10 protein-coding genes are annotated in these 12263 nt (G+C 63.1%); 6 read left to right on the forward strand and 4 right to left on the reverse strand.

What is annotated here, in order from left to right; genetic code table 11:
• Positions 1-3: 3 nt before the first annotated feature.
• Complete coding sequence (locus IE053_RS12155) at positions 4-1821, reverse strand: DUF4231 domain-containing protein (RefSeq protein ID WP_189576343.1); 1818 nt, start codon at positions 1819-1821, stop codon at positions 4-6.
• Between the two features lie 137 nt (positions 1822-1958).
• On the opposite strand from IE053_RS12155, the gene IE053_RS12160 reads away from it, so the two are divergent.
• The 6 genes from IE053_RS12160 (at position 1959) to rfbA (ending at position 7386) form a co-directional block, all read left to right on the forward strand.
• Positions 1959-2720 (forward strand): potassium channel family protein, encoded by a 762-nt coding sequence (locus IE053_RS12160; RefSeq protein ID WP_189576345.1) that lies wholly within the window; start codon positions 1959-1961, stop codon positions 2718-2720.
• 54 nt (positions 2721-2774) lie between these two features.
• Positions 2775-3920 (forward strand): saccharopine dehydrogenase family protein, encoded by a 1146-nt coding sequence (locus IE053_RS12165; RefSeq protein ID WP_189576347.1) that lies wholly within the window; start codon positions 2775-2777, stop codon positions 3918-3920.
• Between the two features lie 71 nt (positions 3921-3991).
• Positions 3992-4552 (forward strand): dTDP-4-dehydrorhamnose 3,5-epimerase, encoded by a 561-nt coding sequence (rfbC, locus tag IE053_RS12170; protein WP_189576349.1) that lies wholly within the window; start codon positions 3992-3994, stop codon positions 4550-4552.
• Positions 4553-4563: 11 nt separating this feature from the next.
• Complete coding sequence (rfbB, locus tag IE053_RS12175; protein ID WP_189576351.1) at positions 4564-5619, forward strand: dTDP-glucose 4,6-dehydratase; 1056 nt, start codon at positions 4564-4566, stop codon at positions 5617-5619.
• On the forward strand, positions 5616-6515 hold the full coding sequence (rfbD, locus tag IE053_RS12180) for a dTDP-4-dehydrorhamnose reductase (RefSeq protein ID WP_229786209.1): 900 nt from the start codon (positions 5616-5618) through the stop codon (positions 6513-6515). The genes rfbB and rfbD overlap by 4 nt, the downstream gene beginning before the upstream one ends.
• Positions 6516-6519: 4 nt before the next feature.
• Positions 6520-7386, forward strand: coding sequence for a glucose-1-phosphate thymidylyltransferase RfbA (gene rfbA / locus IE053_RS12185; protein WP_189576353.1), 867 nt, complete (start codon positions 6520-6522; stop codon positions 7384-7386).
• Here the strand turns inward: rfbA and IE053_RS12190 are convergent, their stop codons facing one another.
• From IE053_RS12190 to IE053_RS12200, 3 genes are read right to left on the reverse strand one after another with little or no spacing between them, the layout of a single operon-like run.
• Entirely contained in the window at positions 7387-9450 is a 2064-nt protein-coding gene (locus tag IE053_RS12190) for a capsule polysaccharide biogenesis protein (protein WP_189576355.1), read from the reverse strand.
• A 9-nt stretch (positions 9451-9459) separates the two neighbouring features.
• Positions 9460-11091, reverse strand: coding sequence for a polysaccharide biosynthesis/export family protein (locus IE053_RS12195; RefSeq protein WP_189576357.1), 1632 nt, complete (start codon positions 11089-11091; stop codon positions 9460-9462).
• Positions 11081-12256, reverse strand: a complete 1176-nt coding sequence (locus IE053_RS12200) for a KpsE/RkpR family capsule polysaccharide export protein (protein ID WP_189576359.1) — start codon at positions 12254-12256, stop codon at positions 11081-11083. Before IE053_RS12200 ends, IE053_RS12195 begins: the two co-directional genes overlap by 11 nt.
• Positions 12257-12263: the final 7 nt, after the last annotated feature.

A 12263-nucleotide genomic window follows, 5' to 3' on the forward strand; every position in this document is an offset into this window, starting at 1 on the left:
GGGTCAGGCGGGAAGGGAGATCGGTTTGCCGCGATAGACGAAGCGCCAGTCGACGACTTCGACCAACATCGTCTCGGCGGAGGCCTCCACGTAGCTCCTGAGGGAAGAGAACGAGATGGCTTCCTTCTCCTCAAGATCCCTGGCGATCTCCTCAAGACGCTCAGCGGTGGCTTCAGACCTCTCCGCCGTAGAGCCGAACTCGCCCTGCACCCTGATGCCAAGCATGGCCGCACCGATCGCGGGCAGGAGCGCAGTCAGAACCGTAACCCAGCCCTTGATTGCGTATTTGAAGGTCTTCGCCTGTTTGAGCCCGCCCCACTCATACGCCGCGTGAGAACCCAGGAAGACGAGGCAGGTCACGAGCGTGAGAAGAAACAGGCTGTCCCCGACCTTGTGCAGGCGGTGCTCAAGATGCTCCATACGGTGCGCATTGGCTTCATGGTAGGCGAGCTGGTTTTCAAGCTCGGTCTCCATGAAGAGCTGCCGGACCTTCGAGATATAGTTGCGGTCACTGACTGCCGCGGGCAGCCCCAGCTCGCGCAGGGACATCTTGTTGTACCACTCGACCCACGAGCCGGCCGGCGCAGAACCGTAGTCGTGCCTCTGGCTCACTGCGCCAAGAGAGGCGCCAGTCAGGTAGAGAAACCGCGCATGGCGAAGCTGCTCGGCAAGCTGGCGATAGTCTATCCACTTTTCATGCCAGCGAGACTTCCGTCCGCGGATCGTGATCGCTGCGATCGCGAGGATGACCACTGTCTCAAGGGCGATGAAGACTTCCTTGCCGAAGCCGACGACGATCTCCGCCAGCGCGAGTCCCACGGCGAGGCCGGATAGCAGGTAGTTCGCGACATAGGACGAGCGGTAGAGAGAGCCGTAATAGGTCGCGAGGCCATCCGCCCATCCATAGCGCGGCATCAGCGTATTCACCGCAGGCGCCGCGAGCTTGGTGCCGCCGATATTGGCGAGGCCTTCGAGATAAGGCCGCCATTCCTCCTCGACCCGTTTCACATAGGGCGGCATACGGAAACGCAGGTTACGGATCTTTCGACCTGCGACAACGAATTCGAAGAGATCGAACAGCAAGCCGTAATTTCCGCGCTTTTCTTTTTCACCGTAAAAATCCAGCACGCCGCCATCGACATCCGGCGGGACGAGCAGCGACGTCACGATGCTCTCGACATCGCTGATGCTGCCTTCGGAGGAGAAGTCTTGCGCGACGAAGGAAACGGGCTTGTCATCCTCCGAATGCACCCAAATGACGGGCACGCCGCGGGCCAGCGCGATCTCGATGATCATCGCGGTTCCGCCGATGCCGCGCGCGGCCTTGCCGTTCCAGATGGCCAGCAATACGTCGCATTGGTCGAGCACGACCTGGCCGCCTGCGAGATAGGCCGAAGCCTCATGCTCCCGCGTATCCCGCTCTCCGTCGAGTTGCAGCACGGCGTCAGCTTTTTCCAGCATGGTGTCGAAGACAGGCCGTTCGTCTACGGAGAAATCCGAGCAGTATTCTTTCACTGGGAAAGGGGTGACGGCTTGCAGGGACCAGCCAAGAGACGTGGCGCGCTCGGCTGCCAGCGTATCCGCCCCCGCTGCGAGCGGGCTCACCAGGCGGAGGAGGGGAGGTTCGTCCACGACCCAGCCATCGGATTTCGCCTTGGCTGTCTGCGCGGCAAGGGTGCAGGCGGAAAGGACCTCGTCGACCTGGCGCGTGATCCTCTCGCGTTGGTCTGGTTCCAGAGCCCGGTGGCCGGTCACGCCGACCCGCAGGCAGAGCCGGGCGCGCGGCGGTGTCACCAAACCCTTGCGTGGCTTGTTCCCCATCCGGTGCCCTTCCCGACTCGTTGATCGAAGCTGAGGTCGTAACTTGCGTGCCGAGAGGCAGCAAGCACGCTGGGCGCTTGGCGTGGGTCGCGGCATCGCCCTAGGCTTCCGAGCTCGGGACGAGGAGTGGAGCGAGGATGGGGAAGCTGCGCGAGGCGGTACATAGGCAGCTCGATCCCGAGGCATGGCCGGGCAGGGGCTTTTCCCCGGTCAATTGGGCGATCCTTTTTGCTATTGGTTTTCTGATCTTCCTGTCGATCTTGACCACCGAGCCCTCGGTGATGGCGGCGCTCGGCCCGGAGATCCTGTTCGTCGAGCAGGTGATTTTGGCTCTCTTTGCCATCGAGCTGCTGCTGCGGTTCTGGACAATCGGCCTGAACCCACGGTTTCGTGGCGCTCGCGGGATCTTTCACTACGCCATCAGGCCCTCGACCATCGCTGACATTCTGGTGGTCACTCCGCTCTTTATCGCCGTGCCGCCAGGATGGATTCCGATCCTCAGACTGGTCCGCGTTCTCCGCCTCCTGCGCCTTGCCGCGATGCCGAGGGTGCAGAAGGCGTTCGCCGAGTTCGGCGGCGCACTCCTCGCCAAGCGTTTCGAGTTCCTGCTGACGGCCTGTTTCGCGCTCGCGCTGCTGCTGGCATCGTCGACGATCCTCTATCTGACCGAGGGGGACGTTCAGCCTGAAGCCTTCGGCTCTATCCCGCGGGCGATCTGGTGGAGCGTCGTGACCTTCACCACCGTCGGCTACGGCGATGCCGTACCGGTGACATGGGTCGGCCGGTTCTTCGCCGGCACCTTCGCAGTGCTCGGCATTGGCCTGGTCGCGATGCTGACGGGTATCGTCGCCTCTGCGCTCACAGAGGCCTCCGAGCGGCATAATTCTGACGACAGTTGACGTCTTGCGTTTCGCGCCGCGCTTCCGCACGCCGGACCAAAACGGAGGAACATCATGGCCAAGGAATTCGATATCATTGTCTACGGTGCCAGCGGCTTCACCGGCCGCCTCGTCGCCGAGTACCTGGGCAAGATCGGCCACAAGAGCTTCGCCATGGCTGGCCGCAATGAAGACAAGCTGGCGCAGGTCCGCGACGAGTTGGGCATCGATGCCCCTCTCGTCGTGGCTGACGGTGACGATGAGGCGGCCCTCAAGAGGATGGCTGAGAGCACCAAGACGGTGATCACCCTCGTCGGCCCGTACCAGCTCTATGGTGACAAGCTGCTCAAGGCCTGCATCGACACTGGCACCGACTACACCGATCTATGTGGCGAACCGGCGTGGATGGCGAAGAAGATCCGCGAGTCGGAGGATGCGGCGAAGGCTTCGGGCGCCCGGATCGTCTTTTCCTGCGGTTTCGACTCGATTCCGTCGGATTGCGGCGTGCTGCACCTCGAAAACAAGGTGAAGGAGGCCACCGGCGCTCCAGCAGAGCGCGTGAAGCTCTTCGTTCGCAAGATGAAAGGCACCTTCTCGGGCGGCACGGCGGCGAGCTTCAAGGCGACGATGAAGGCCGCGTTCTCCGACCCGCAGGTGCTCGAAGACCTCAAAAACCCGTTCTCCCTCTGCCCTGGCTTCCAGGGACCGCCGCAGCCGGACCTGCAGGCTGTGCGGTACGACGAGGAGGAAAAGACCTGGCTTGCGCCATTCATCATGGCGACGATCAACACCAAGAACGTCCACCGCACGAATTTCCTGACCGGGCACAGCTATGGCGAGGGGCTCGTCTATGACGAGATGGTCCCCACCGGCGACGGTGAGGAAGGCAAGGCCAAGGCCGAAGCCATGGCCGCCGACAAGTCGATGGCCAGCGACGACGGACCGAAGCCGGGCGAAGGCCCTTCCAAGGAGGAGCGCGAGAACGGGTTCTTCGAACTCGCCGTGATCGCCAGGACCCCGGGCGGCGAGCGCTTCGAAACCGTGGTGAAGGGTGACAAGGACCCCGGTTACGGTTCGACCAGCAAAATGATCTCCGAGGCTGCCCGGTGTCTCAACGAGGACAGGCCCGAGGGCCCCGGCGGCATCTTCACCCCGGCCGCCGCGCTCGGAGAGGACCTCATCAAGCGCCTCCACGCCAACGCGGGCGTAACCTTCGACTGACCAAAAAATCGCGGGAAGGGCTTTGCCTTTCCCGCGCCTTTGACTAGGCCCTGAAGTGGCAGGGAGGGCCCATGTTCACTAGGCTTGCAATCAACGACGTCATCTTGGTGGAGCCGCCGCGTTTCGGCGACCATCGCGGTTTCTTCCAGGAGACCTTCCACGCGGACCGCTATGCCGAGGGCGGCATTGAGGGTCCGTTCGTGCAGGACAACCACTCGCTCTCCCGCGAGGTCGGCGTGCTGCGTGGGCTTCACTTCCAGATCGATCCATCGCCCCAGGGCAAGCTCGTGCGCTGCACGGCTGGCAGGATCCTGGACGTGGCCGTGGACATCCGGAAGGGCTCGCCCACCTTCGGACAGCATGTGAAGGCCGAGCTTTCGGCGGAGAACGGCCACCAGCTCTGGGTCCCAGTTGGCTTCGCCCACGCCTTTGTCACCCTCGAGGCTGACACGGAAGTTCAGTATAAGGTAACGGGTTATTACGATCCGGCAGCCGATCGTGGCCTTGCCTGGGACGATCCGGACCTCGGTATCGACTGGGGCCTCGGCGACCGCGACCCGGTCTTGTCCGAGAAGGACACCAAACATCCCCGACTGGCCGATTTGCCAGACTATTTCTCCTATCAAGGTTGAGGACACACGCGATGAAAGTCATCGTCACCGGCGGCGCAGGGTTTATCGGCTCGGCAGTCATCCGCTACCTGATCAATGACACCGATGCCGAAGTCGTCAATGTCGACAAGCTGACCTATGCGGCGAATCTCGACACCTTGAACTCGGTTGCGGACGATCCGCGCTACAGCTTCAAGAAGCTCGATATCTGCGATCGCGCGGCGATGGACCAACTCTTCGCTGACGAACAACCGACCCACGTCATGCACCTCGCCGCGGAGAGCCATGTGGACCGCTCGATCTCGGGCAGTCAGGCTTTCATCGACACCAATATCATGGGGACCTACAACCTCCTCGAAGCTGCGCGCGGCTACTGGATGGGGCTCGGTGACGCGGACAAGGAAGCATTCCGCTTCCACCATATTTCCACCGACGAGGTCTACGGTTCGCTAGGCGAGGAGGGCCTTTTCCACGAGACCACCGCCTATGATCCGTCCTCGCCCTATTCAGCATCGAAGGCGGCTTCCGACCATCTCGTCATGGCGTGGCACCGGACCTATGGGCTCCCTGTTGTCCTGTCTAACTGCTCGAACAATTACGGCCCGTTCCAGTTTCCTGAGAAGCTCATTCCGCTGATGATCCTCAACGCGCAGGAAGGCAAGGAGCTGCCGGTCTATGGCGACGGCTCGAATATTCGCGACTGGCTCCATGTCGATGACCATGCGCGCGCGCTCTACATGATCCTGACCCAGGGGCGGCTTGGCGAAGGCTACAATGTCGGTGGACGGAATGAGCGGACGAACCTGCAGGTCGTGCATACGATCTGCGATACGCTCGACCAGCTGCTCCCGACCGATACGCCTCGGCGCGAACTGATCAAGTTCGTCCAAGACCGTCCGGGCCATGACCAGCGCTACGCCATCGATGCGACAAAGCTCGAGGAAGAGCTGGGCTGGAAAGCCCAGTACAATTTCGACACCGGCATCCAGCAGACGATCGAATGGTACCTCGCGAACCGCGACTGGTGGGAGCCGCTGCGTGCCAAGGTCTATGACGGCAAGCGCCTGGGCCTTGTGGACAAGAAATGAGTGCGCTGACGATCCTCGTCGCCGGGAAGTCCGGTCAGGTCGCCCGCAGCCTTGTCGAGGCGGCGGAGAAGCGCTCCGGACTCAAGCTCACCGCCATGGGCCGCCCTGAGCTCGACATCGCCGACCGGGAGAGCGTCGAGAGCGCGCTGGCGCGGGTGAAGCCCGACATCCTCATCAATGCCGCGGCCTACACGGCCGTCGACAACGCCGAGAACGACCGCGAAGCAGCCTATGCGGGTAACGAAGCGGGCCCTCGCCACCTTGCCGAGGCGAGCGCCGCACAGGGCATCCCGATGATCCATATCTCCACGGATTATGTCTTCGATGGAGAAGCGAGCCGTCCCTATACCGAGCAGGATGCGGTCTCGCCGCTCGGAGTTTACGGCAAGTCGAAATTCGCTGGCGAGGAAGCTGTCGCACACGCGAACCCGGAGCACCTGATCCTGCGCACCGCATGGGTCTACGGAGCGTTCGGCAAGAACTTCCTCAAGACGATGCTGGCAGTGGCTGAGAACCGTGACGAATTGCGGGTTGTCGCCGACCAGAAGGGCGCGCCGACCTCGTCCCACGATATTGCTGAAGCCCTGCTCGACCTCGCTGAGAAGGTCGGTCCCGGAGCGGATCCGGACCTTTACGGCACTTATCACATGACTGCACGCGGCGAATGCGTCTGGGCCGAGTTCGCCGAGGCGATTTTCGCTGCGTCGGCTGCAATCGGCGGGCCGACCGCATCGGTCGAACACATTCCGTCATCGGAGTACCCGACGCCCGCCAAGCGGCCGGCCTATTCTGTCCTTGATTCCTCCGCCCTCGAAAAAGCATTCGGCGTGCGCCTGCCTGATTGGCGCGAACCCGTAGCTTCGATCGTGGCGCGCATTCTGAAAGAGAAAGACTGACCCCATGAAAGGCATCATCCTCGCAGGTGGCCATGGCACGCGCCTTTATCCGATCACCCGCGCGATTTCGAAGCAGTTGCTGCCGGTCTATGACAAGCCAATGGTGTATCATCCGATCACCACGCTCATGCTCGCCGGCATTCGAGAGATCCTGATCATCGCGACGCCCGAGATGATGGACCTCTACAAGCAGCTTCTCGGTGATGGCAGCCAGTGGGGGATCAAGTTCGCCTTCGCCGTGCAGGACGAGCCGCGCGGCCTCGCCGAAGCCTTCATCATCGGTGAAGACTTCGTGGACGGACAACCTTGCGCCCTCGCTCTCGGCGACAACATGTTCTACGGCGCAGGCCTTTCGGGCGAGCTGGAGAAGGCGGGCAAGGTGGAGGAGGGCGCGGTGGTCTTCGCCTATCGCGTGCCCGATCCCGAAGCCTTCGGTGTGGTGGAGTTCGATGCCGACGGCCGGGCGATTTCCATCGAAGAGAAGCCATCCGTGCCCAAAAGCGACTGGGCCGTGACGGGGCTCTATTTCTACGACAAGGACGTCGTCGAGATTGCCAAGAAAGTGAAACCGTCACCACGAGGAGAGCTTGAGATTACGTCAGTGAACGACGCGTATCTCCAGCGGGGCCAACTCAATGTCAGCCGCCTTCCGCGCGGCACCGCATGGCTTGACGCAGGCACCTTTGACGGCCTTCTCCAGGCCAGCCAGTTCGTCCAGACACTCGAAGCCCGTCAGCGCTTCAAGGTGGCGTGTCCGGAGGAAGTGGCCTTCCGCAAGGGCTTCATCTCCAAAGCCGATCTCATCAAACTCGCCGACGCCTTCAAGAACGATTACAAGACCTACCTCCACGACATCGCCGAACACGGCTGATCACCGCAGGTAGTCCGGCGCAGTGCTGAGCTTTCGCCAAAGCCTCAGCGCGGCTCGCCCGCCCGGAATGCTGGGTGGTTGTAACTTTCCGCGTGCGAGTTCTTCGATGACCATCTCGGGCGTCGCGGGCGTTCCCTTCCGGGGGCTGACATAAAAGGGGTAGTGCACCAGCGTCAGGTAGACGAGTTCTTCGAGGGTTCGCTGCCTGCCACGGCGTTCGGAGCGAAGCCGGTCTTGGGTCAGCCCCCATCCCGCGTAGAACGGCAAGCCGTAGGTCGAGACGTGCTTGCCGCGCAACAGCGCCTCGAATCCCATGAGCGACGTCATTGTGTGCACCTCGTCAGCGATGCTGATCGCGGCTGATGGATTGGTCTCCGTCAGGACGAGATCGGCGAGGTCCTCCGCATGCGGGACGAACCCGGGCCGACCGGCAAGCTCGACATCCGGGTGGGGCTTGTAGACGAGAAACGCATCGGGACGCGCCTCCCGTACGGCCAGAAGGAGGTCCCGATTGGTCCTGACCTCGCCGGCCCCCCTCAGGATGGAGGCGTCGTTCTCGACCTGCCCGGGCACAAGGACCACGTTCCTGCCTCCCGGATCGAAGACAGGTGCGCTGTTCCCGACATTGTATTTGCTGACGCCTGTGTCACCGAGAAGCTTCGTGAGCTGACGGCCGCGGCGGAGCTGGTCTTCGGACAGCTCCGCTTCCTGAAGGGCACATTCGAGATCGCTGGGTTTGCTTGGGTCGAGATAGATTCCGCGGCTGTCGAAAATGAGTGAGCTCGGCCGGACCAGATCGGCCCCGAGGCCCACGGATCGCAGGAAGCCGTCCTCTGCGTAAAGGCAATCTTCACGCCTCCAGGCGCGCTCGGCCTCCTGATCCTTCAGGATCCGGGAAACCCAGACCGCTTTGCGATGGTCGGTATTCGGCTGCGGCGTCAGCGCCGGGTGCACAGAGAGCGGCTGTCCGACCGAGGCGACAAATGGCTCGATATGGCTGCGCTTCAGTTTCTGCACGCCATGCATGGCGATGCCGCCGCCGAAGGTGGTGGCATGACGCTGGGCTGCCGAGATGAAGCGGCAAAGCTCAAGCGCCGATCCCTGCCGCTCAACACCTGGCAGCCAGTAATGTCCGTAGGCGCCATAGACCGCGCGGCAGAGCTGGGCGAGGGAAGGCTTGGCCTTCCGCCTCTCGATGGCCTGGCGATCATCCGTAAGTCCCCAGCCACCGAAAAACGGAACGCCGAAGCAAGTGACTTTCGCGCCACCGATCAGCGCTTCCAGACCTGCATTGCTCGAGACGACATAGACGTGCTCCGTGTTCTGTACATAGCGAAGCCACGGCGCACGCTTCGGCAGGGCTGAGAGGCCATGTTTCTCCGCAAGCTGAGCGAGGTGACCCCGTCGCCCGCCGACACCGTCATAGGGGTGCAGTTTCACAGCCACCCGCCCGCCGGGGTGTTCATCAAGGGCGGCTTCCAGCATTCGTTCGAAGTCGTGCGCCTCGGCAAGGGCTCCGGGTATGGAGAGATCACCGGCGATCTGGTCAACCACGATGGCGTCGTAGTGATCGGTCGCTTCATTGGCCTGGGCAAGCGCTTCGGGGTCGAGGCTGTTGAACTTGCCGATTGCGTCCTGCCTGATCGCGGCAAGCAGGTCACGGTCTTCGTCCGTTTCAGGAGCATCTTGGCTAGCGGCGATCAGCTCTTCCACGAGGGAAGGGGCATGGGCGTCGTAGTAGATGCCGACCGGGTCAGCGATGAGGCCGAGAAGGCCGAACATTCTCTCGTCCGGTCCGAGGCGCGCGATAAAGGCGTCTTCCAAGGCAAGGTAGGGAAGGCCGCGCTTGGCTGCGAGGTCCTTGCCGCTGCCCTTGAGACCCCATCCTGCCACGGCGTGCGCGCCGGCTACACTGCCAAACCTGAATCGGACGCCGGGGCCGAGAAGCTGGCGAAGCCGCGCCCTGCGCCGCCAAACACCGGGCGCGACAATCCCGATCAGCAGCTCGTCATCAGGCGACAGTCCGTGGGCGGAGACGATCCGCTGCCGCCAAGCCTCCGCCATCACGCCGCCCTAGAGCCGCGCGACGGTAGCCGTCGACAGGGCGAGCTGGAAGATCACTTGGGTGACCTCGCTGGCCAGCAGGAGGCCCCGGTTACCCGTACGCGGAAGGACAAGGATCTGGTCGCCCGCTTCCGGGATGTAGCTGCCATTGACCTTGAGCGCTGCGCCCGAGCGCTTGCGAACCACGAAGTCGGACTTGTTGGCCTGCTGCTGGAAGCCGCCGGCGCGGTTGATGTAGTCGCGTATCGAGTCCCGGTCGTCCTTGACGAAAGCACCCGGCGCGACGACTTCACCAGCGACGAGGACCACGTCGGTCTTGTCAGGGATCACGACGACATCGCCATCCTCGAGCGTCAAGTCAGCGAGCTGACCATCCTCGACCACGGTGATCGTCCCGACGGGCTCGGCGTTACGGGCCTGCTCGATGAAGCGTGCGATCGATTCGGCCTCGGCGCGCTGGACCTGTGCGCTCTCCGCGCTGAAACCCGGCGTGAAAGCAACGGCACGCTGGAGCCGGTCGAGGGCTTCGTTCAGCGCCTCCTTCTGGGACCGCGCCACGCTGACCCGGTTGACGTGGATAGACTGAAGGTCGGCCCGGCCCGGCTCCACCGGCGTGATGGCCAGGAGCTCCGAAAGCTTCGCATCCCTCGGCAGGACGTAGAGCGCCTGCGCATCCATCGAAGTCGATTGCACGGCCACGGCAATGGACTGACCGAAGGCATCGGCGCGGAACTCCGCACGATCGCCATCCTTGAGCTCGACGCGCGAGAAATCAGCAATGGTGAGGTATTCCGTAAACGGCCTTCCAGACCGCACGCCGGAGAGGACCACGTGGGTCACGTCCGGCTCGGGCCGCGCAATGTTGATGAGCCGCGCGCCTTCAAAGCCGATGGCGGGAAGCTCGTAGGCGAAGGGAGCGAGCACGTCTCCTGAAGCCTCGATCAGAGGGCCACGGCCAGTGACGAAAACCACGTCACCGCTGCGGAAGTCGACATCAGGCATCGTCCCCTGGAACAGGAAGTCATAGAGGTCGATCCGCGCGATCAGCATATCGCCGCGCATCACCCGGATGTCGCGGAAGCTGCCCCGTGTCGTGTTGATGCCACCTGCAGACTGCAGGTAATAAAGGACGTCGTCGGATGACCCGCCAAGATAACGGCCCGGCTTGTTGACATCGCCGGTGACGTAAACGCCGACGGCCCCTGGCACGACCAGGGTGGCGTAGACCCGGACATTGTCCGTGAACGTCTTGCTGACAGCAGCTTCGATCACCGCCTGCAGCTCACCCGCCCGGCGCCCTTCGAGTTCAACCGGCCCGACCTCCGGGATGAACAGGATCCCGTTCTGGTCGATCTCTTCGACCACGTCCGTGTTGTAGGCACCGAAGGCCCGCACCGCGATGCGGTCACCTTTCTGCAGTTCGTAATTGGGTTCGGTCGCCATGCGGGTGCTGGCGGAACGGCCATTGAAGAGCTGCGAGCCGAAGACGGGGAGGGCACGTTCCCCCGACACATCGGCGAGCGCTTCCTGCACCCGCCTCTCAGCGGACGCTTCATCGGTGCCGATCTGGGCGGCCGACACACCAAGCAAGGCCCACATCCCGACGAGGAGGGCAAAGGCGACGCGCAGGCTAGCGGTCATGGTCGTTGATCCCTGCAATGGTGTAGGCAACGATCCCATAGGCAATCACCGCCAGGATCATCGCCAGCATGAAGCTTGCGAAGCGCCTAGGTTCGGTCGATTCGGTCGGCATGACCGGGGCCACGATCGGAACGACGAAACGTTCGCGCTGGTCAGCCAGCTGCCGTGCGTTGTCGAGCGCCGTCAATGCCGCCGTGAGGCGGGTCTCCGCATACTCCCGCTGGATCACGAGTCCTTCATACTCCTGAAGGAGTTCTGCGAGGGTTCCATCCTCCGCATTGCTTGCCAAGGCCCGGCGCTGGTCGGCAGCCTGCCTTTCGAGGCTGGCGATCTGGGCCTTGATGACCTGGACCTGGGGCGCGTCCTCCCGCGTCACGGCAAGCTGGGAAGCCAGTTCCCCGCGCAGGCGCGTGATGTCGGCTTCGAGCCCGACAAGGGCACCGACCGTGGCGGCACCGCTGGCCGTCGGGTCCAGCTCGCCCGAGCGGTTGCGGAAGGCAGCGAGTTCCAGCCGGACATCGCGCACTTCGTCGCCTGCCTTCTCGACCTCCTCCCGCGCATCGGCGAGGGTCGCCTCCCGGACCCGGGCGGACAGGTCGTTGACGTAATCCTCGCTGAACCGAACAATCGATCTGGCCACATCGAAGGCGGACTCCGGCGTGTAGGAGTGCACCTCGACCTTGAGGATGCTCGCCTCTCGGTCCAGCGAGACCTTCACCCGGTCGCGGTAGAAAGCGACGAAATCCTCGGTCGATGCCCGCGCAGAGATGCGGTTGAGCGGGTCGAGGCGGAACCGCGAATAAAGGCCCCGCAGGTCATGCTGCTCGTCAAGCAGCGCGAGCATCTGCGGCGAGTGGATATACTCCCGCACCGCGATGCTTTCCGAAATCCCGCCAGACCCCCCGGACGGAATGAAGGCCGACAGGACCGACGCCTGCTGGCCGCTGTCCTTCCCCCTGATCGAGAATTGGGTGGTCGAGACATACATCGGAGGATGCAGCAGGCCGAAATACACCCCGAAAACAACAGCCGCCACCGCCAGATAGGCGAGGAAGGGGCGGCGCTTCGCTTTATCAAGAAGCCGGGCGAACAGCCGGGAATGCCTGTCGCCCTCGTTGGCCATGGCGGGCTTGGGGTCGTGAAAATGTCCGTGCATCAGCACCATGCTTCCA

Origin of the sequence: Parvularcula lutaonensis, assembly GCF_014651915.1 — a bacterium.
Classification (GTDB): domain Bacteria; phylum Pseudomonadota; class Alphaproteobacteria; order Caulobacterales; family Parvularculaceae; genus Parvularcula; species Parvularcula lutaonensis.

Bases quoted from the DNA above. Each gene is read 5' to 3' on its own strand.
- rfbC (WP_189576349.1), top strand. From the start codon at position 3,992: ATGTTCACTAGGCTTGCAATCAACGACGTCATCTTGGTGGAGCCGCCG.
- IE053_RS12190 (WP_189576355.1), bottom strand. From the start codon at position 9,450: ATGGCGGAGGCTTGGCGGCAGCGGATCGTCTCCGCCCACGGACTGTCG.
- rfbB (WP_189576351.1), top strand. From the start codon at position 4,564: ATGAAAGTCATCGTCACCGGCGGCGCAGGGTTTATCGGCTCGGCAGTC.
- IE053_RS12155 (WP_189576343.1), bottom strand. From the start codon at position 1,821: ATGGGGAACAAGCCACGCAAGGGTTTGGTGACACCGCCGCGCGCCCGG.
- rfbD (WP_229786209.1), top strand. From the start codon at position 5,616: ATGAGTGCGCTGACGATCCTCGTCGCCGGGAAGTCCGGTCAGGTCGCC.
- IE053_RS12195 (WP_189576357.1), bottom strand. From the start codon at position 11,091: ATGACCGCTAGCCTGCGCGTCGCCTTTGCCCTCCTCGTCGGGATGTGG.
- IE053_RS12160 (WP_189576345.1), top strand. From the start codon at position 1,959: ATGGGGAAGCTGCGCGAGGCGGTACATAGGCAGCTCGATCCCGAGGCA.
- IE053_RS12165 (WP_189576347.1), top strand. From the start codon at position 2,775: ATGGCCAAGGAATTCGATATCATTGTCTACGGTGCCAGCGGCTTCACC.
- rfbA (WP_189576353.1), top strand. From the start codon at position 6,520: ATGAAAGGCATCATCCTCGCAGGTGGCCATGGCACGCGCCTTTATCCG.
- IE053_RS12200 (WP_189576359.1), bottom strand. From the start codon at position 12,256: ATGGTGCTGATGCACGGACATTTTCACGACCCCAAGCCCGCCATGGCC.